The 18,735-nt window shown below is 54.3% G+C and carries 18 protein-coding genes and 1 pseudogene; 11 read left to right on the forward strand and 8 right to left on the reverse strand.

Annotation, left to right across the window (positions count from 1 at the left end):
* Positions 1-57 precede the first annotated feature (57 nt).
* The 6 genes from pstS to AC6I8W_RS00105 all read left to right on the forward strand — a co-directional run bounded on the left by pstS (position 58) and on the right by AC6I8W_RS00105 (position 5,925).
* Positions 58-1,101 carry a phosphate ABC transporter substrate-binding protein PstS gene (gene pstS / locus AC6I8W_RS00080; RefSeq protein ID WP_497836474.1) on the forward strand — a complete coding sequence of 348 codons (1,044 nt, stop codon included), beginning with the start codon at positions 58-60 and terminating at the stop codon, positions 1,099-1,101.
* Between the two features lie 62 nt (positions 1,102-1,163).
* Positions 1,164-2,126 (forward strand): phosphate ABC transporter permease PstC, encoded by a 963-nt coding sequence (pstC, locus tag AC6I8W_RS00085; protein WP_013511107.1) that lies wholly within the window; start codon positions 1,164-1,166, stop codon positions 2,124-2,126.
* Positions 2,123-3,010, forward strand: a complete 888-nt coding sequence (gene pstA, locus AC6I8W_RS00090; protein WP_497836475.1) for a phosphate ABC transporter permease PstA — start codon at positions 2,123-2,125, stop codon at positions 3,008-3,010. The genes pstC and pstA overlap by 4 nt, the downstream gene beginning before the upstream one ends.
* Positions 3,011-3,054: 44 nt before the next feature.
* The gene (gene pstB / locus AC6I8W_RS00095; protein WP_013511109.1) at positions 3,055-3,828 is read left to right on the forward strand and encodes a phosphate ABC transporter ATP-binding protein PstB; all 774 of its coding nucleotides are present in this window, start codon (positions 3,055-3,057) and stop codon (positions 3,826-3,828) included.
* A gap of 16 nt (positions 3,829-3,844) precedes the next feature.
* A complete protein-coding gene (phoU, locus tag AC6I8W_RS00100) occupies positions 3,845-4,579 on the forward strand; it encodes a phosphate signaling complex protein PhoU (protein ID WP_497836476.1) in 735 nt (244 codons plus the stop codon).
* A gap of 107 nt (positions 4,580-4,686) precedes the next feature.
* On the forward strand, positions 4,687-5,925 hold the full coding sequence (locus AC6I8W_RS00105) for an MFS transporter (RefSeq protein ID WP_497836477.1): 1,239 nt from the start codon (positions 4,687-4,689) through the stop codon (positions 5,923-5,925).
* A 54-nt stretch (positions 5,926-5,979) separates the two neighbouring features.
* On the opposite strand, the gene yieH is transcribed toward AC6I8W_RS00105, so the two are convergent.
* A complete protein-coding gene (gene yieH, locus AC6I8W_RS00110) occupies positions 5,980-6,639 on the reverse strand; it encodes a 6-phosphogluconate phosphatase (RefSeq protein ID WP_497836478.1) in 660 nt (219 codons plus the stop codon).
* A 139-nt stretch (positions 6,640-6,778) separates the two neighbouring features.
* Between yieH and AC6I8W_RS00115 the strand changes: the two genes are divergently transcribed.
* Positions 6,779-8,092 carry an NCS2 family permease gene (locus AC6I8W_RS00115; RefSeq protein WP_497836479.1) on the forward strand — a complete coding sequence of 438 codons (1,314 nt, stop codon included), beginning with the start codon at positions 6,779-6,781 and terminating at the stop codon, positions 8,090-8,092.
* A gap of 32 nt (positions 8,093-8,124) precedes the next feature.
* On the opposite strand, the gene AC6I8W_RS00120 is transcribed toward AC6I8W_RS00115, so the two are convergent.
* Positions 8,125-8,883, reverse strand: a complete 759-nt coding sequence (locus AC6I8W_RS00120; protein ID WP_497836480.1) for a 4'-phosphopantetheinyl transferase family protein — start codon at positions 8,881-8,883, stop codon at positions 8,125-8,127.
* 303 nt (positions 8,884-9,186) lie between these two features.
* On the opposite strand from AC6I8W_RS00120, the gene AC6I8W_RS00125 reads away from it, so the two are divergent.
* The gene (locus tag AC6I8W_RS00125) at positions 9,187-9,696 is read left to right on the forward strand and encodes a flavin reductase family protein (protein ID WP_497836481.1); all 510 of its coding nucleotides are present in this window, start codon (positions 9,187-9,189) and stop codon (positions 9,694-9,696) included.
* Between the two features lie 92 nt (positions 9,697-9,788).
* On the opposite strand, the gene AC6I8W_RS00130 is transcribed toward AC6I8W_RS00125, so the two are convergent.
* The 6 genes and pseudogenes from AC6I8W_RS00130 to rpmH all read right to left on the reverse strand — a co-directional run bounded on the left by AC6I8W_RS00130 (position 9,789) and on the right by rpmH (position 14,441).
* Entirely contained in the window at positions 9,789-10,379 is a 591-nt protein-coding gene (locus AC6I8W_RS00130; RefSeq protein WP_497836482.1) for a malonic semialdehyde reductase, read from the reverse strand.
* Positions 10,380-10,608: 229 nt separating this feature from the next.
* Positions 10,609-11,973 carry a tRNA uridine-5-carboxymethylaminomethyl(34) synthesis GTPase MnmE gene (gene mnmE / locus AC6I8W_RS00135; protein WP_497836483.1) on the reverse strand — a complete coding sequence of 455 codons (1,365 nt, stop codon included), beginning with the start codon at positions 11,971-11,973 and terminating at the stop codon, positions 10,609-10,611.
* Between the two features lie 81 nt (positions 11,974-12,054).
* Positions 12,055-13,701 carry a membrane protein insertase YidC gene (yidC, locus tag AC6I8W_RS00140; RefSeq protein ID WP_497836484.1) on the reverse strand — a complete coding sequence of 549 codons (1,647 nt, stop codon included), beginning with the start codon at positions 13,699-13,701 and terminating at the stop codon, positions 12,055-12,057.
* Between the two features lie 2 nt (positions 13,702-13,703).
* Positions 13,704-13,962 (reverse strand): annotated as a pseudogene (gene yidD / locus AC6I8W_RS00145) (membrane protein insertion efficiency factor YidD).
* The gene (rnpA, locus tag AC6I8W_RS00150) at positions 13,926-14,285 is read right to left on the reverse strand and encodes a ribonuclease P protein component (RefSeq protein WP_036625704.1); all 360 of its coding nucleotides are present in this window, start codon (positions 14,283-14,285) and stop codon (positions 13,926-13,928) included. Before rnpA ends, yidD begins: the two are co-directional and overlap by 37 nt.
* A 15-nt stretch (positions 14,286-14,300) precedes the next feature.
* Positions 14,301-14,441 carry a 50S ribosomal protein L34 gene (gene rpmH, locus AC6I8W_RS00155; protein ID WP_003849659.1) on the reverse strand — a complete coding sequence of 47 codons (141 nt, stop codon included), beginning with the start codon at positions 14,439-14,441 and terminating at the stop codon, positions 14,301-14,303.
* A 603-nt stretch (positions 14,442-15,044) separates the two neighbouring features.
* Here rpmH and dnaA point away from each other — a divergent pair.
* The 3 genes from dnaA (at position 15,045) to recF (ending at position 18,722) form a co-directional block, all read left to right on the forward strand.
* Positions 15,045-16,445: a chromosomal replication initiator protein DnaA gene (dnaA, locus tag AC6I8W_RS00160; RefSeq protein WP_497836485.1), complete on the forward strand. Its 1,401-nt coding sequence runs from the start codon at positions 15,045-15,047 to the stop codon at positions 16,443-16,445.
* A gap of 4 nt (positions 16,446-16,449) precedes the next feature.
* A complete protein-coding gene (gene dnaN / locus AC6I8W_RS00165) occupies positions 16,450-17,550 on the forward strand; it encodes a DNA polymerase III subunit beta (RefSeq protein WP_480366877.1) in 1,101 nt (366 codons plus the stop codon).
* Positions 17,551-17,636: 86 nt separating this feature from the next.
* Positions 17,637-18,722, forward strand: a complete 1,086-nt coding sequence (gene recF, locus AC6I8W_RS00170; RefSeq protein ID WP_497836486.1) for a DNA replication/repair protein RecF — start codon at positions 17,637-17,639, stop codon at positions 18,720-18,722.
* Positions 18,723-18,735: the final 13 nt, after the last annotated feature.

The raw sequence follows: 18,735 nt of genomic DNA on the forward strand, positions 1-18,735 counted from the left end.
AATGACTCCTACTAAAATGGCATAGAGCCTGATTTTTTTAACTCCCCTGGAGGGAACATGACACTGATGCGTAGCACCGTAGCCCGAATCCTCGCCGCCACCTTCGCAGTAAGCGCGGTCTCTGCTTTTGCAGCAACCGATCTGACTGGCGCAGGCGGGACGTTCCCGGCACCGGTTTATGCCAAGTGGGCAGCAGAGTACCAGCAAGCCACCGGTAGCAAAGTAAACTATCAGGGTATTGGTTCTTCAGGCGGCGTGAAGCAAATCATCGCCAAAACCGTCGATTTCGGTGCGTCAGATGCGCCGATGAAAGATGAAGATCTGCAAAAAAATGGCCTGTTCCAGTTCCCGACCGTGATCGGTGGTGTGGTACTGGCGGTTAACATCCCTGGCGTGAAGTCTGGTCAGCTGACCCTCGACGGTAAAACCGTTGGCGACATTTACCTGGGCAACATCAAAAAGTGGAACGATCCGGCCATCACCAAGCTGAACCCGGGCGTGAAACTGCCAGACACTAACATCAACGTGGTACGCCGCGCTGACGGTTCCGGTACTTCTTTCGTCTTCACCAGCTACCTGTCTAAGGTGAACGAAGAGTGGAACAGCAAAATTGGTAAAGGCAACACCGTAAACTGGCCGACCGGTCTGGGCGGTAAAGGTAATGACGGCGTGGCAGCATTCGTACAGCGTCTGCCGGGTTCAATCGGTTACGTCGAATATGCCTATGCCAAGCAGAACAACCTGACGTACACCAAACTGCACGATGCTGACGGCAAGTCTGTCGCACCGAGTGAAGCCAGCTTTGCGAACGCGGCCAAAGGCGCGAACTGGAGCGAATCTTTCGCCCAGGACCTGACCTTCCAGAAAGGCAACGATGCATGGCCGATCACCTCCACCACTTTCATCCTGGTTTACAAAGATCAGGCGAATGCTGAGAAAGGTAGTGAAGTGCTGAAATTCTTCGACTGGGCATACAAAAATGGCGGAAAAACCGCGACCAGCCTGGATTACGCAGCGCTGCCAGAAAGCGTGACCACGCAGATTCGTGATGCCTGGAAAGCCAACATCAAAGATTCTTCCGGCAAAGCGCTGTACAAGTAAGTGAATGACCTGGCCAGCCGACAGGCTGGCCACCCTGACTTCCCCTGAGAACAGAGACTTCTATGGCTGCCACTAAGCCGACGTTTAAAGCCCCTGGCAAACAAGGTGACATGATCTTCGGCGCGCTGGTAAAACTGGCTGCGCTGATTGTGTTATTGCTGCTGGGTGGAATCATCGTCTCCCTGATTTTCTCCTCCTGGCCCAGCATCCAGAAATTTGGTTTCTCATTCCTGTGGACCAAAACCTGGGATGCGCCTAACGAACAATTTGGTGCGCTGGTGCCGATTTATGGCACTGTCGTGACCTCACTGATTGCGCTGATCATCGCTGTGCCGGTGAGCTTTGGTATCGCCCTGTTCCTGACCGAACTGGCGCCAGGCTGGTTGCGTCGCCCGCTCGGCACCGCAATCGAGTTGCTGGCAGCGATCCCCAGCATCGTCTACGGCATGTGGGGCTTGTTTATCTTCGCGCCGCTGTTTGCCGAATATTTCCAGACGCCGGTTGGCGACATCATGTCGAATATCCCGATTGTGGGCGCGCTCTTCTCCGGCCCGGCTTTTGGTATCGGCATCCTGGCGGCAGGTGTCATTCTCGCCATCATGATCATCCCGTACATCGCTTCGGTGATGCGTGATGTGTTCGAACAAACCCCGGTGATGATGAAAGAGTCGGCCTACGGCATTGGCTGCACCACCTGGGAAGTGATCTGGCGCATCGTGCTGCCGTTCACTAAAAACGGCGTGATCGGCGGTGTGATGCTCGGTCTGGGCCGTGCGCTGGGTGAAACCATGGCAGTGACCTTTATCATCGGCAACACCTACCAGCTCGACAGCGCATCGCTGTTTATGCCGGGCAACAGCATCACCTCGGCACTGGCGAATGAATTTGCTGAAGCGGAATCTGGTGTCCATGTGGCAGCGTTGATGGAACTGGGGCTGATCCTGTTTGTGATCACCTTTATCGTGCTGGCGATCTCCAAACTAATGATCCTGCGTTTGGCGAAGAGTGAAGGAGCCCGTTCATGACAACTCTTGAATTGCAGGCGCGCGCCGAACTGGAAGCCTCACGCCGTAAAATGCAGGCATGGCGTAGTACCAAAAACAAAATCGCCCTGACCCTGTCGCTGTTGACGATGGCTTTTGGCCTGTTCTGGCTGGTCTGGATTCTGTTTACTACTGTGTCGCGTGGTATCGATGGCCTCTCCTGGTCGCTGTTTACCGAATCCACCCCACCACCGAATACGGCGGGCGGTGGTCTGGCGAACGCCCTGGCGGGCAGTGGTTTACTGATTTTCTGGTCAACCTTCTTCGGTACGCCGCTGGGTATCATGGCGGGGATCTACCTTGCCGAATATGGTCGCAAGCATTGGCTGGCGGAAGTGATTCGTTTTATCAACGATATCCTGCTATCTGCACCGTCAATTGTGGTGGGGTTGTTTGTTTACACCATTGTGGTAGCGCAGATGCAGCATTTCTCTGGCTGGGCGGGGGTAATAGCGCTGGCGTTGTTGCAGATTCCTATCGTGATCCGCACCACCGAGAATATGCTGCGCCTGGTGCCTGATACCATGCGTGAAGCCGCATATGCGCTAGGGACGCCGAAATGGAGGATGATTTCAGCTATCACCCTGAAGGCATCGGTATCCGGCATTATTACCGGGGTGCTGCTGGCAATTGCGCGTATCGCCGGTGAAACCGCCCCGCTGCTGTTTACCGCACTGTCAAACCAGTTCTGGAGCACCGACATGATGCAGCCGATCGCCAACCTGCCAGTGACCATCTTTAAATTTGCCATGAGTCCGTTTGCGGAATGGCAAAGCCTGGCGTGGGCGGGGGTGCTGCTCATTACCCTGTGCGTGCTGCTGCTGAACATCCTGGCACGTGTGATTTTCGCCAAGAGCAAACACTAATTTCCCGGCGCGGCTGTGGCGGCGCGGTACATGAGAGACGAGCAATGAGTATGGCAACTTCTTCTGCCGGCAAAATTCAGGTGCGCAATCTGAACTTCCATTACGGGAAATTCCATGCGCTGAAAAATATCAATCTGGACATCGCAAAGAACCAGGTCACCGCGTTTATCGGGCCATCCGGCTGCGGTAAATCGACCCTGCTGCGTACCTTCAACAAAATGTACTCGCTCTATCCTGAGCAGCGTGCGGAAGGTGAAATTCTGTTGGATGGTGACAATATTCTGGCCTCAAACCAGGATATCGCCCTACTGCGCGCCCGCGTGGGCATGGTGTTCCAGAAGCCCACGCCGTTCCCGATGTCGATTTACGACAACATCGCGTTTGGTGTCCGTCTGTTTGAAAAGCTGTCACGTGCCGATATGGATGAGCGTGTGCAGTGGGCGCTGAGCAAAGCAGCGCTGTGGAATGAAACCAAAGACAAGCTTCATCAGAGTGGTTACAGTCTCTCCGGTGGTCAGCAGCAGCGTTTATGCATTGCTCGAGGCATTGCCATTCGTCCGGAAGTGTTGCTGCTGGATGAGCCATGCTCGGCGCTGGATCCGATCTCCACTGGCCGTATCGAGGAGTTGATCACCGAGCTGAAGCAGGATTACACCGTGGTGATTGTGACCCATAACATGCAACAGGCGGCGCGCTGTTCCGATCATACCGCCTTTATGTATCTGGGTGAGCTGATTGAATTCAGCGATACCGATACGCTGTTTACCAAGCCAGCGCAGAAGCAGACAGAAGACTACATTACCGGTCGTTACGGCTGATTTGACGGAGACGCACATGGATAATTTAAATCTGAACAAACATATCTCCGGTCAGTTCAACGCTGAGCTGGAACACATTCGCACTCAGGTGATGATCATGGGTGGTATGGTGGAGCAGCAGCTTACCGATGCCATTACCGCGATGCACAACCAGGATGGCGAACTGGCGCAGCGTGTCATCGACGGCGACCAGAAGGTCAACATGATGGAAGTGGAGATTGATGAGGCCTGCGTGCGCATCATCGCCAAACGCCAGCCTACCGCCAGCGATTTGCGTTTGGTGATGGCGATCATCAAGACCATCTCTGAGCTGGAGCGTATTGGCGACGTGGCGGAAAAAATCAGCCGCACCGCGCTGGAGAAATTTGGCCAGCAACATATGCCGCTGCTGGTAAGCCTTGAATCACTTGGCCGCCATACCGTGCAGATGCTGCATGACGTGCTGGATGCTTTTGCGCGTATGGATCTCAACGCGGCGATCGATATTTACCGTGAAGATAAGAAGGTGGATAAAGAGTACGAGGGTATTGTGCGTCAGTTAATGACCTACATGATGGAAGACCCGCGAACTATCCCTAGCGTGTTGACCGCGCTGTTCTGCGCCCGTGCCATTGAGCGTATCGGTGACCGTTGCCAGAATATCTGCGAAATCATCTTCTATTTTGTGAAGGGCCAGGATTTCCGTCACGTTGGTGGCGACAAGCTGGATGAGCTGTTGTCTGGCGACGATGGCAGCAATAAACCTTCATGATAACCCTGTGGCTGCTGGTTTAACTGGCAGCCATCTCCATTTCTGATTGGTCTCAAGTCTTTCTGCTCTTTATACTTGGCGCACTTTTTACTGCAAGGTGCTGCTGCATGTCCCTCTCCCCACACAAGAAACAAAGCGTAACCCCGGCAAAAGCGATGCTCGCGGCAGTCAGTGGCTATGCGATGGACGGCTTCGATCTGCTGATCCTCGGCTTTATGTTACCAGCGATTAGCCTGTCACTGGCGTTAGATCCCTCCCAGGCTGGTTCGCTGGTCACCTGGACACTGATCGGTGCCGTGGTTGGCGGTATTGTCTTTGGTCATTTGAGTGACCGCTTTGGCCGTATCCGCATTCTCACCGTCACCATTTTGATGTTCTCGATTTTCACCGGGTTGTGTGCGGTGGCGCAGGGATATTGGGATCTGCTGGCGTATCGTACCCTTGCCGGGATGGGGCTGGGTGGTGAGTTTGGTATCGGCATGGCGCTGATTGCCGAAGCCTGGCCGCAGGAGAAGCGCAACCGCGCATCGGCGTGGGTTGGCATTGGCTGGCAGCTGGGGGTATTGCTGGCGGCCTTTATTACGCCACCATTGCTGAGCGTGATTGGCTGGCGTGGGATGTTCCTGGTGGGTCTGCTGCCTGCATTGGTGTCATTTGTGATTCGTCGCAGCATGGGCGAGCCAGAGGGCTTTACCCGACATGTGGCAACCACGCCGCAGTTGTCGTTTGCGGCGCGAATTCGGTTGTTGTTTAGTGACCGCGCCACCAGCAAAGCCAGTCTCGGGATCTTCATTCTTTGCTCGGTACAGAATTTTGGCTATTACGGTCTGATGATCTGGATGCCGAGTTATCTCTCTTCCAGCTTCGGTTTTAGCCTGACCAAATCCGGTCTGTGGACCGCTGTCACCGTGGTGGGCATGACTTTCGGCATCTGGTTATTTGGTGTGCTGGCGGACCGCTTTGCACGCTGGAAAATCTTCCTGCTGTATCAATTTGGTGCGGTAGTGATGGTGGTTATTTACGCTCAGCTGCGCGATCCCACTGTGATGTTATTTACCGGTGCGCTAATGGGGATGTTTGTGAATGGCATGATTGGCGGTTATGGTGCGCTGATTTCCGATACTTTCCCAACCCAGGCGCGTGCCACGGCGCAGAATGTGTTATTTAACCTCGGACGCGGCGTGGGTGGTTTTGGTCCGTTGGTGATTGGGTTACTGGCGACCCATATTTCCTTTACGGCGGCAATTACACTGCTGGCGCTGATTTATCTGCTGGATATCGCCGCCACGCTGTTTTTGCTGCCGAAAACGCAGGGCAATGAGGATTCACTCGGCGCGATCGGCTAGATGCATTCCCTGGCGGCGCATTTATCGCGCCGCCAGGGGATCGGATGCGAAGAGTTACACCAATGCCCAACCGCGCGCGCGCCACAAGTCCGGGAGTTGCGCCATATCATCAAATCGGGTCACCAGCGGGTGATCAAGTTCTGGGTTGTGTGCATCGGCGCAGTAATAAAACACCGGAATGCCTGCGGCGATACCCGCACGGGCACCAGCTTCAGAGTCATCCACGAGAATGCACTTCTCAATGGGCACCTGCATTTGTTCCGCCGCGTGATACATCAGCTCCGGGTCTGGTTTCCAGTGATTGATGTCATAACCGCTGTAAAGACGTGCCGCAAAGTATGGCAACATGCCGGTCAGCCCCAGTGAATGCTGCATCTTCTTTACCGTACCATTTGAGACGACGCACATCGGCACTTTGACCTGCTCCACCAGCGATTTCGCTCCGGCGATCGGTTGCAGCTCTAAATCGAATAAACGAGCCACCTCCGCGCGATATGCGGTTTCCACCTCATCCAGCGGCAATTCAGTCTGATGTTCCGCTGAAACATCACGAATGATGTCGTACAGTTTTACCCCTTTGTATTTTTCAAACATCTCCTGAAGCGAGAGTTCAATACCGTAGCGGGCAAAGGTGTTGACGTAGGACTGTGTACAGATCACCTCGCTGTCGACCAGTGTGCCGTCACAATCAAAAAAAACACATTCAACTGACATCAGACATCATCCTTTTGCTAAACAAGAAGCTGTCACTCTAACTCACTGTGCGCACCGAGCAAACGCTTGCGAAAAATCAGTGTGCTGGTCAGTTAAAATCTATAGGATACGCGCGTTAAATTTTTCAGCGGAATAAGCTATGAACAAGCAAGGTCTGTTGCAGCGTGTTTTTAAGCTGCAGGAGCACGGCACCACCGTGCGTACGGAAGTGATCGCCGGTTTCACCACCTTTCTGACGATGGTTTACATCGTTTTCGTTAATCCGCAGATTCTGGGTGCCGCAGGTATGGATACTCAGGCGGTGTTTGTCACTACCTGTTTGATCGCGGCGTTCGGCAGCATCCTGATGGGACTGGTGGCGAATCTGCCGGTAGCGTTGGCCCCGGCCATGGGACTGAATGCTTTCTTTGCCTTTGTGGTGGTCGGCGCGATGGGGTATTCGTGGCAGATCGGCATGGGTGCGATCTTTTGGGGGGCGTTGGGGCTGTTAATTCTCACGCTGCTGCGCGTGCGTTACTGGATGATTGCCAATATCCCGCTGAGTCTGCGTGTTGGCATTACCGCTGGCATCGGGCTTTTTATCGCCATGATGGGGCTGAAAAATGCCGACATTATCGTGTCGAATGCCGACACTCTGGTGGCGGTGGGGAACCTGACCTCACATAGCGTATTACTGGGTGCGCTCGGCTTCTTCATCATCGCGATTCTTGCCTCGCGTAACATTCATGCGGCAGTTCTGGTGTCGATTGTGGTAACAACTGTGATTGGTCTGCTGCTTGGTGATGTGAAGTTCACCGGCATTTTCGCGGCGCCACCGTCTGTGAGTTCAGTGGTGGGGCAAGTTGATCTCAAAGGCGCTCTCAATATCGGCATGGCCGGGGTTATTTTCTCCTTTATGCTGGTCAACTTGTTTGACTCATCCGGCACCTTGATTGGCGTGACGGATAAAGCGGGCCTGACCGATGCAAAAGGCACCTTCCCGCGTATGCAGCAGGCGCTGTTTGTGGATAGCGTCAGCTCGGTGGCGGGTTCACTGATTGGAACCTCTTCCGTCACCGCCTATATAGAAAGTTCGTCTGGTGTGGCGATTGGCGGACGCACCGGGCTGATGGCGGTGATCACCGGTATTCTGTTCCTGCTGGTGATTTTCCTGTCACCGCTGGCAGCAATGGTGCCGTCCTATGCAGCGGCGGGAGCGTTAATCTACGTTGGCGTGCTGATGACTGCGTCGCTGTCACGGGTGCGTTGGGATGATCTCACTGAAGCGGTTCCGGCGTTTGTCACTGCGGTGATGATGCCATTCAGTTTCTCCATCACGGAAGGTATCGCGCTGGGCTTTATCGCGTATTGTGTGATGAAGCTCGGGACCGGTCGTTGGCGGGAAATCAGCCCGTGCGTGGTGGTGGTGGCGCTGTTATTTGTGCTGAAAATCGTCTTTGTCGATGCCCACTAAAACCGGACAGGCCGCATAAGCGGCCTGTTTTGTCAGAGATGCCCCATTTCCTGTGGCGTGGTGCGTTCGCTGGGTAAACTGGTCAGCCGTAGTGTGCGCGGCCCAATATTCGGTTTACTCATCTCCACGTCGCGCAACGGCATCCACTGATGGTGGGTATCAATTTCCCACAGTCGTAGTCGTTCGGTGCCGGGGGAGAGTGCGCACGACCAGACCAGCGTTGGTTCTGCATCGCACACCGCCTGAATATCAGGAAAGATGCTGGAACGCAGACGACCTGCTGCCGGGTGTAGCCGCAACGAATCGATACCACTTTGAGCCTCTCCGGTGAGTTTGAGGATACTTTGGCGCAGGGTCCAGATTTGCGTCACCGCTTCCATAAAATCCTGCTGCGCATTAATCCAGGCTTTCTCACCGGAAGAGAGATCCTGTGTCAATGTATCCTGAGTCTGACGGCTATGGGCGCGTACAATCTCCATATCCAGCCCGGCCCGGCCGCCTTCTTCGGCCAGCAATACACCCACCATATTTCCGGCGTAAGCAATGCTGAAATCAGGCAGGGCGGAATCGGCAAAACAAGGGCGACCACTGCTGGTTGTCACCAACGGTGGTAATTCATTGATACCGTAGACGCGCAACATAAGCTGCGCCAGCAACCCGCGTGCGGCAAGAAAGCGTCCCCGACGTTTGTCAGGCAGGCGCTGTGCGTTATTAATCACATCCTGTGGGACCCGCATTGTCTCAGAGGAGAGAGGCGGGTTACCCGTCCAACGAACAAAATGACTAGCCATCTGTCGCTCCGTGAAAATGGTCGGATAATCATCAGGTCTATTGTAAGAATTTTCTCATGGCTTTGCATCCGGCATTACATGGAATACCTGAATTTCAGATAACACTGAAGATCATGAAAATGCGCTGGTGCCGCACCAGCAGCCATTTCATAGTAGCATCTTGCTGATAAATGCCTGAATGGATGCTGAATAGCGTGATGTAGTGTAGGATTTGAGCGGTAAAAAAAGCCGACTGATGAGAAAATTATGATCGCGAAATTTCAGTCGAGCTTCATCGCAGAATCACGTACGTCGGAGTTTTTAATGTCAGTTACTTCATCACACCAGGAATCGATTTCTCTGGATGACTTTCGTCATGGTATGCGTCGTCTTAGCTCAGGCGTCTCGCTGGTCACCGCGCAACATGCAGGTGAAAAGCAAGGCCTGATTGCCTCCTCAGTCAGTTCACTGGCGGCGGAGCCTCCAAGTCTGTTGGTGTGCGTCAATAAAAGCGCCTCCAGCCACGCTCATTTTTTGCAGGCAGGCTATTTCGCCGTTAACGTGTTGCGCGAGCAGCATGCCGATCTGTGTGCTCAGTTCAGCCAGTCGGCACGCCGTGCGGAACGCTTCCAGACGGGCGACTGGCAGACGATTACCACCGGCGCGCCAGTGCTTGCCGATGCTTTGGTGAGTTTTGATTGTCAACTGGAAAAAGTGGTGGAATGGCATACCCACAGCGTGCTGCTGGCACGCATTGTCGGCATCAATCTGGCCGGTGAGGCTGCCGAGCCAATGGTCTACTTCAACAGCGGTTTTCATTCGCTGGGTCTGTAGCGGGGCGATTTATCGCGCGAAGTCAGACCGCCTTTGCAATGCTGTAAAACAGCGCGATAAATCGCGCTGTTACGAATTCGTGCAAGCTTTACTCAGGCAAATTTGCACACGTCATTGAAGCCGAGACGCGGCAGACGTGCATGCAGTTTGCTGGCTTCGCCATAGCCGAGATTGATCAGCAAATTAACCTGCCATTTGCTGTCGCTAAAGAAGGCGGCGTTCACTTTGGCCGGATCGAACCCAGACATTGGGCCAGCATCCAGACCGAGCGATCGCGCTGCCATGATCAGATAGCCCGCCTGTAGGCTGCTGTTACGAAAAGCCGTCTCTTTGACCAATTCCGGGTTGCTGGTGAACCAGCTACGCGCATCACCGTGCGGAAACAGCTTAGGCAGATTTTCATAGAACTCGGGATCCGAGGCAACGATCACCGTCGCCGGTGCCTTCATGGTTTTTTCCAGGTTGCCGGAGGAGAGTGCAGGCTTTAACTTCTCTTTCCCTTCCTGGGAGGTAACAAACACAAAGCGACCCGGTGAGCAGTTGGCGGAAGTTGGGCCTAATGCCGTCAGCTGGTAAAGCTGCTTAATCAGATCCTCCGAAATCGGTTTTTCCTGCCAGTAGCTATGGGTGCGGGCCTCATTGAACAGCGCATTCAGAGCAAGGCTGTCGAGCGGTGTACTCATGTTTCTCTCCTTTTCAGGCATCAAATTGAGCCTAATGTTTAGCATGAATAGAGGAATGACCTGGATCAGTCGGTGCACTTTTGGTGGTGATGGGGGATAGCAGAAAGTCGAACCGGCTGGTGAAGATCTTCACCGTTATACTGCAAACAGAGAGGGTTACCAAATAACATTGCTGCAAGTATCCCTGGTTAGCCGTGGTGCAAACCAGGGATAATGAATGTTAAGACAGCTATTTACCAATACAAAAACTGGAGAAAATCCGCCCCAGCAGGTCATCAGACGTGAATTCGCCGGTAATTTCGCTTAACGCCTGTTGTGCCAGACGCAGTTCCTCGGCCAGCAATTCGCCAGCCCAGGCACCCAGCAACTGATCTTTGCCTTGTTGTAAATGGGTTGCTGCCAGTTCCAGCGCCTGTAAGTGACGACGGCGGGCGAGGAAGCCACCTTCCATATTGCCACTGAAGCCCATGGTTTGTTTCAGGTGATCGCGCAGGATATCCACGCCCTCACCCGTTCGGGCAGAAAGGCGAATAAGTGAGTGACCATTTACTTCAGACAGGCCCAGGGATTCACCGGTCATATCGGCCTTGTTACGTACTACGGTGATCGGCAGTTCTACTGGCAGACGTGAAACAAAATCGGGCCAGATCGCCGCCGCTTCGGTGGCATCAGTGGTGGTGCCATCCACCATAAACAGCACGCGATCAGCCTGTTCAATCTCCTGCCATGCACGCTCAATACCGATGCGTTCCACTTCGTCGCTGGCATCACGTAAACCAGCGGTGTCGATGATATGTAGCGGCATCCCATCGATATGAATGTGTTCGCGCAGGACATCTCGCGTTGTCCCGGCAATATCGGTGACAATCGCTGCTTCTCTTCCAGCTAAAGCATTGAGAAGACTCGATTTTCCGGCGTTAGGGCGACCAGCGATTACCACTTTCATCCCTTCGCGCAGCAGGCTGCCCTGACGCGCTTCTGCACGCACCCCATTCAGGTCGCCGATCACCGCATTCAGTTGTGCTTCAATCTTTCCGTCGGAAAGGAAGTCGATCTCTTCATCAGGAAAGTCGATGGCGGCTTCCACATAGATGCGCAGGTAAGTAAGTGCTTCCACAAGTGCGTTGATACGGACAGAAAATGCCCCCTGAAGCGAGTTCACCGCCGAGCGTGCTGCCTGTTCAGAGCTGGCATCAATCAGGTCAGCGATGGCTTCTGCCTGTGCCAGGTCCAGTTTGTCATTCAGGAAGGCGCGTTCAGAAAACTCTCCCGGTTGCGCGATACGTACCCCGGGTAGTGCCACAATGCGCTTCAGCAGCAAGTCGAGGATTACTGGGCCGCCGTGGCCCTGCAACTCCAGCACATCTTCGCCGGTAAAGGAGTTGGGTCCGGGGAACCACAGCGCAATGCCCTGATCCAGCACGCTGCCATCACTATCGGTAAATGGCAGATAGTCGGCATAGCGTGGTTTCGGCAGTTTCCCCAGCACGGCGTGCGCGATGTCTGCGGCTTTGGCACCGGAGATACGCAGAATGCCGACGCCGCCACGGCCGGGGGGCGTCGCCTGGGCGACGATAGTATCGCTGTGGCTCATAATGGGTTCTCATTTCAAAAAAAACAGGGCGGCATAAATGCCGCCCCTTGATTATACGTCGTGACTCGTGGGAGCTGGACGTTATGCTTTCTTCTTGTCGCGGCTATGCAGGCCACGTTTTTCCAGGCCGCGATAAATCAGCTGCTGCTGGAGGATGGTCACCAGGTTGCTGACGATGTAGTACAGCACCAGACCTGATGGGAACCACAGGAAGAAGACGGTAAAGATAACCGGCATGTAAGTCATGATCTTCTGCTGCATCGGATCGGTCACGGTGGTCGGTGACATCTTCTGAATGAAGAACATGGTGATACCCATGATGACCGGCAGGATGTAGTACGGGTCCTGCGCAGACAAGTCATGAATCCACAGAATAAACGGCGCATGACGCAGTTCAACCGAGCCTGACAGCATGTAGTACAGAGCAAGGAAGATTGGCATCTGAATCACCAGCGGCAGACAGCCGCCGAGCGGGTTCACTTTCTCCGCCTTGTACAGCGCCATCATCTCCTGGCTCATCTTCTGCTTATCATCGCCCAGACGCTCACGCATCGCCTGAATCTTCGGCTGCAACATGCGCATCTTCGCCATCGAGGTGTACTGCGCTTTGGTCAGCGGGTACATGATGCCACGAACGATGAAGGTGATAACGATGATGGAGAAGCCCCAGTTACCGATAAAGCTGTGGATAAATTTCAGCAGTTTGAACAGCGGCTGAGAAATGAACCACAACCAGCCGTAATCCACAGTCAGATCCAGGTGAGGCGCAATGGCCGCCATTTTGTCCTGAATTTCCGGGCCAACCCACAGGGTCGCACCAAGATTCTGCTGTGCGCCAGGCGCGATGGTTACCGGTGCAGATTTATAACCGATGGCGGCTACACCGTTACCCAGATTGCTGGTGTACAGAGTGTTGGTGCCTTCAGTACGCGGAACCCACGCGGTAGCAAAATATTGCTGCAACATCGCAACCCAGCCATTGCTGGTGGTGGTGTTCAGGTTCTCGTTTTCATTGATGGTATCGAATTTATATTTTTCGTATTTCGCATCGCTGGTCGAGTACGCTGCGCCACGGAAGGTGTGCAGGGCAAAGTTGTTGCTGCCGGTATCGCGGTGTTTCGGTACTTCAATGGTCTGCTTCAGCTGACCAAACATCGCGACTTCCAGCGGCTGCTGGCTGGCGTTATTGATGTTGTAGTCAACATTCACGGCGAACTCGCCGCGTTTGAACACGAAGGTTTTGGTGTAGACCACTCCGTTTTCGCCGGTCCAGGTGAGCGGTACGCGCAGCTCAGTCTGGCCTTCCGCCATCTCAAAGTGATCCTGAGTGGTGGTGAAAAGCGGACGTGCGCCATTGTTCGGGTTATCCGGACCGTTACGGCCGGTTAAGCCGCTCTGTGCCTGATAGATGAACGCTGGGGTGGTTTCAAGCAGCTGGAACGGTGCATCCGAACCCAGTTTATCCGGATAAGTCAGCAGTGCAGCCTGCTCGATATCGCCACCGCGGGTGTTGATGTTCAAAGACAGGACATCAGTCTTAACGGTGATCGTTTTGCCCTGGCCGCTGCCGGGAACGCCGGAAGTGGCGGCATCACCCGCTGTGCTGTTAGTGGTCTGCGTGGTCTGGGTTTGCTGCGGCTGAGGAGCATGGTCCGTCTGCCAGGCTTGCCAGATCATAAAAGACACGAACAGAAAAGCGATGAGAAAGAGATTGCGTTGCGAATCCATCGTTAATGTTCTCTGGTTTCAAAGTTTTTTCGGCGGCACAGGATCGTCGCCACCCGGGTTCAAAGGGTGGCATTTTAATACGCGTTTAATCGTCAACCAACTGCCTTTTATTACGCCGAAGCGACGTAAGGCCTCAATTCCATACTGCGAACAGGAGGGATGGAACCGGCAATGAGGTCCCAGCAGTGGGCTGATGGCGCGTTGATACACGCGTATCAGGCCGATCAGGAGCCGCGAGCCAGGCGACAGTGACGACGCCATAATTTCTCCAACGCTTCCGCCAGCGCACGGTTATCCAGGTCAGCAACCCCTTTTTTAGCCACGACCACAAAATCCATCGCTGGCAGTTCATGTTGGCGCAGACGAAAGCTTTCGCGGGTCAATCGCTTGATCCGGTTGCGTTCATGGGCGCGTTTAACATGTTTTTTGGCGACGGTGAGACCGATGCGGGGATGCCCCAGCGAGTTAAGGCGGCCGAGGATGGTGATTTGCGGCGTGCCAGCCCTTTGTGGCTGCTGGAAGACGAAAGTGAAATGAGTGGGAGTTAACAAACGTAACTCCCTGGGAAATGCGAGCTTAACCACGAGGGTTAGCTTTTATTACTTAGAAACGGTCAGACGAGAACGGCCTTTAGCACGACGACGTGCCAGAACCTGACGACCATTTTTAGTAGCCATACGTGCACGGAAGCCGTGAGAACGGTTGCGCTTCAGTACGGACGGTTGAAAAGTGCGTTTCATGGCGATTTCTACCTAAACTTGAAAATTTTCACTGGGTGACGCGTTTTCGGGCCAGTAAATCGACCGACGCCTCAATGTGTCTTTAATAAAGAGGCGGGATTGTAATAATTGTACAGTCCAGAGTCAATTTACTTCGCTGGTCGCGGTACCAGGAAAACCCGGATACAGCCCGCTGATTCCGGGCATTGGGCTGAACGCGACAACGCCGGGGTGGAGAATTATACGGGCTATACGTTAAAGCGCAAGGATCGAGCAGGATCTTCTTGCGATCAATCAGCGGATTTTTTATGTGGAAAACGAGACACGACCAGAAAATTTGTCGCTTTCATCCTGATCCGCGCTCGCTTTTTCGCCAGAAGGCGTAAACTCTTTAGCGCATCCGCACCCTGTGGATAAATTGGATCAAAACTGTGTAGAAAGGGAAGATCTCTCGGCCGCTTTGCGCTATGATCCGCCCTTCCGCTGATGATCCACACCGAGATCGCAGGGAGACCTACCGCGGATAGCGGTCGCAGGCGCTTTCTGATCGCCTGTGTCAAAAAACGAACGTTTCTTTTATTAGCGCCTAAAATTCTTATCGATTTTGTACGAGTGGAGTCCGCCGTGTCACTTACGCTTTGGCAACAGTGTCTTGCCCGTTTGCAGGATGAGCTTCCTGCCACCGAATTCAGCATGTGGATTCGTCCGCTGCAAGCTGAATTGAACGACAATACGCTGGCCTTATATGCACCAAATCGGTTTGTACTCGACTGGGTTCGGGATAAATATCTCAATAGTATCAATGGGCTGCTGAATGAATTCTGCGGTGCGGATGTACCGTTGTTGCGTTTTGAGGTGGGCACGCGTCCGGTGGCGCAGGTCGCGACCAGCCAGCCAGCCATGGCCAGCGTTAGCGCACCGGCTCCGGCGCAAAGCCGCCCGGTTCCGGCACAAACGCTGCGTCCAAGTTGGGACTCGGTGCCCGCTCCGGCGGATGTGACCTACCGTTCCAATGTCAATAACCGCCATAACTTTGACAACTTTGTTGAAGGTAAATCTAACCAGTTGGCGCGCGCGGCGGCACGTCAGGTGGCGGATAATCCTGGTGGTGCCTATAACCCGCTGTTCCTTTATGGCGGTACGGGTCTGGGCAAAACTCACCTGTTACATGCGGTCGGCAACGGCATCATGGCGCGCAAGCCCAATGCCAAAGTGGTGTATATGCACTCCGAGCGTTTTGTGCAGGATATGGTGAAAGCGCTGCAAAACAACGCCATTGAAGAGTTCAAACGTTATTATCGCTCCGTCGATGCGCTGCTGATCGATGACATCCAGTTTTTCGCCAATAAAGAGCGATCGCAGGAAGAATTTTTCCACACGTTTAATGCGCTGCTGGAAGGTAATCAACAGATCATCCTGACTTCGGATCGTTACCCCAAAGAGATCAATGGCGTGGAAGATCGTCTGAAGTCCCGCTTTGGCTGGGGACTGACCGTGGCGATCGAGCCGCCGGAACTTGAGACGCGCGTGGCGATCCTGATGAAGAAAGCCGATGAAAACGACATTCGCCTGCCGGGTGAAGTGGCGTTCTTTATTGCCAAGCGTCTGCGTTCCAACGTGCGTGAGCTGGAGGGGGCGTTGAACCGCGTGATTGCCAACGCCAACTTTACTGGCCGCGCCATAACCATCGATTTCGTGCGTGAAGCGCTGCGCGATCTGCTGGCGTTGCAGGAAAAACTGGTCACCATCGACAATATTCAGAAGACGGTGGCGGAGTATTACAAAATTAAAGTGGCCGATCTGCTCTCCAAGCGCCGTTCGCGCTCGGTAGCACGTCCACGTCAGATGGCGATGGCGATGGCGAAAGAGCTAACCAACCATAGCCTGCCGGAAATTGGTGATGCGTTTGGTGGCCGCGACCATACCACCGTGCTTCACGCCTGTCGTAAAATCGAACAGCTGCGAGAAGAGAGCCACGACATCAAAGAAGATTTCTCTAACCTCATTCGAACTTTATCTTCCTGACGCTATGAAATTTATTGTTGAACGTGAGCAGTTGCTGAAACCGCTGCAACAAGTCAGCGGCCCGCTTGGTGGGCGTCCTACGCTGCCGATCCTCGGAAATTTGCTGCTGCAGGTCAATGAAGGCACCCTGCTGCTGACCGGTACCGATCTGGAAATGGAGATGGTGGCGCGCGTGACGTTAACGCAGCCGCATGAACCCGGTGCGACCACGGTCCCGGCGCGCAAATTCCTCGACATTTGTCGCGGTCTGCCGGATGGTGCAGAAATCACCCTGACTCTGGAAGGCGACAGAATGCTGGTGCGCTCTGGACGAAGCCGTTTTTCGCTCTCCACGCTGCCTGCCAGTGATTTTCCCAATCTGGATGACTGGCAAAGCGAGGTGGAATTCACCCTGCCGCAGGCCACGCTGAAGCGTCTGATCGAAGCCACGCAGTTTTCGATGGCACATCAGGACGTGCGTTATTACCTCAACGGCATGTTGTTTGAAACCGAAGGGGAAGAATTACGTACCGTCGCCACCGATGGTCACCGTCTGGCGGTTTGCTCGATGCCGATTGGCCAGGCGTTGCCCAACCATTCGGTGATCGTGCCGCGTAAAGGGGTGATTGAGCTGGTACGTCTGCTCGACGGTGGCGAAACGCCGTTGCAGGTGCAGATTGGCAGCAGCAACATCCGCGCACACGTTGGCGATTTTATCTTTACCTCGAAGCTGGTTGATGGCCGTTTCCCGGATTATCGCCGCGTATTGCCGAAAAATCCCGACAAAGCACTGGAAGCGGGTTGTGATCTGCTCAAGCAGGCGTTTGCTCGTGCGGCAATTCTGTCGAATGAGAAGTTCCGCGGTGTTCGCATCTATATCACCGAAAATCAGCTCAAAATCACCGCCAACAACCCGGAACAGGAAGAAGCGGAAGAGATGCTGGATGTCAGTTACAACGGCAGCGAGCTGGAGATTGGCTTCAACGTCAGTTACGTGCTGGATGTGCTGAACGCGCTGAAGTGCGAAAACGTCCGTCTGCTGCTGACAGACTCCGTATCGAGCGTACAGATAGAAGATGTCGCCAGTCCGGCAGCCGCTTATGTTGTGATGCCAATGAGACTGTAGGGTCGGCATTTATGCCGACCTGGCTGAGGTTTGCACCATCCCGGGAGCTATTAATGGCTCCCCTACGTTGATCCCCGGACCACTTCATGGCTTTAACCCGCCTCCTGATTAAAGATTTTCGTAACATCGAACAAGTCGATCTGAGCTTAGCGCCGGGTTTTAATTTTCTTGTCGGTGCCAATGGCAGCGGTAAAACCAGCGTGCTGGAGGCAATTTACACCCTCGGGCACGGTCGTGCCTTTCGCAGCCTGCAAGCCGGGCGAGTGATCCGCCACGATCAACAGGCTTTTGTCTTACATGGTCGCATCGAAGGCAGCGAGCGTGAGCTGTCAGTCGGGCTGACGAAAAATCGCGCAGGTGAAAGCAAGGTACGTATCGACGGCAGTGACGGCCATAAAGTCGCCGAGCTGGCGCAGTTGTTACCGATGCAGTTAATCACCCCCGAGGGGTTTACTTTGCTCAACGGTGGCCCCAAATACCGTAGAGCCTATATCGACTGGGGCTGCTTTCACGCCGCACCCGGTTTTTTCAACGCCTGGAGCAACCTGCGCCGTTTGCTGAAGCAGCGCAACGCCGCACTGCGCCAGGTGACGCGTTACAGCCAGATTCGCCCGTGGGATCAGGAACTGGTGCCGCTGGCCGAGCAAATCAGCGCCTGGCGCGCGGAATACAGCGAAGCCATTTGCCGCGAAATCACCGCAACCTGCGCCCAGTTCTTGCCGGAGTTTGAGCTGGCGTTCTCCTTCCAGCGTGGCTGGGACAAGGAGAGCGACTACGGCGAACTGCTGGAACGCAATTTCGAGCGCGATCGCGCGCTCACCTACACCGCCAGCGGCCCGCACAAAGCGGATTTCCGCATTCGTGCCGAGGGTACGCCGGTGGAAGATTTACTCTCACGCGGGCAGTTAAAATTGCTGATGTGTGCGCTGCGCCTGGCGCAGGGGGAATACCTGACACGCAGCAGTGGCCGTCGTTGCCTCTACCTGATTGATGACTTTGCTTCGGAGCTGGATGACGTGCGCCGCCGCCTGTTAGCGGAGCGATTGAAAGCCACGCAGGCACAGGTGTTTGTCAGTGCCATCGGTGTCGAGCATGTAATCGACATGAGTGACGAAAAGGGCAAGATGTTCCGCGTGGAACAGGGTAAAATAGCAGTTCAACCTGAAGATTAAATGAGCGAGAAAC

It is taken from the genome of Pantoea sp. X-Soil-TKNS-1211 (assembly GCF_059730495.1).

Coding starts and splice junctions, on each gene's coding strand:
- pstS (WP_497836474.1), top strand. CDS start 58: ATGACACTGATGCGTAGCACCGTAGCCCGAATCCTCGCCGCCACCTTC.
- pstC (WP_013511107.1), top strand. CDS start 1,164: ATGGCTGCCACTAAGCCGACGTTTAAAGCCCCTGGCAAACAAGGTGAC.
- pstA (WP_497836475.1), top strand. CDS start 2,123: ATGACAACTCTTGAATTGCAGGCGCGCGCCGAACTGGAAGCCTCACGC.
- pstB (WP_013511109.1), top strand. CDS start 3,055: ATGAGTATGGCAACTTCTTCTGCCGGCAAAATTCAGGTGCGCAATCTG.
- phoU (WP_497836476.1), top strand. CDS start 3,845: ATGGATAATTTAAATCTGAACAAACATATCTCCGGTCAGTTCAACGCT.
- AC6I8W_RS00105 (WP_497836477.1), top strand. CDS start 4,687: ATGTCCCTCTCCCCACACAAGAAACAAAGCGTAACCCCGGCAAAAGCG.
- yieH (WP_497836478.1), bottom strand. CDS start 6,639: ATGTCAGTTGAATGTGTTTTTTTTGATTGTGACGGCACACTGGTCGAC.
- AC6I8W_RS00115 (WP_497836479.1), top strand. CDS start 6,779: ATGAACAAGCAAGGTCTGTTGCAGCGTGTTTTTAAGCTGCAGGAGCAC.
- AC6I8W_RS00120 (WP_497836480.1), bottom strand. CDS start 8,883: ATGGCTAGTCATTTTGTTCGTTGGACGGGTAACCCGCCTCTCTCCTCT.
- AC6I8W_RS00125 (WP_497836481.1), top strand. CDS start 9,187: ATGTCAGTTACTTCATCACACCAGGAATCGATTTCTCTGGATGACTTT.
- AC6I8W_RS00130 (WP_497836482.1), bottom strand. CDS start 10,379: ATGAGTACACCGCTCGACAGCCTTGCTCTGAATGCGCTGTTCAATGAG.
- mnmE (WP_497836483.1), bottom strand. CDS start 11,973: ATGAGCCACAGCGATACTATCGTCGCCCAGGCGACGCCCCCCGGCCGT.
- yidC (WP_497836484.1), bottom strand. CDS start 13,701: ATGGATTCGCAACGCAATCTCTTTCTCATCGCTTTTCTGTTCGTGTCT.
- rpmH (WP_003849659.1), bottom strand. CDS start 14,441: ATGAAACGCACTTTTCAACCGTCCGTACTGAAGCGCAACCGTTCTCAC.
- dnaN (WP_480366877.1), top strand. CDS start 16,450: ATGAAATTTATTGTTGAACGTGAGCAGTTGCTGAAACCGCTGCAACAA.
- recF (WP_497836486.1), top strand. CDS start 17,637: ATGGCTTTAACCCGCCTCCTGATTAAAGATTTTCGTAACATCGAACAA.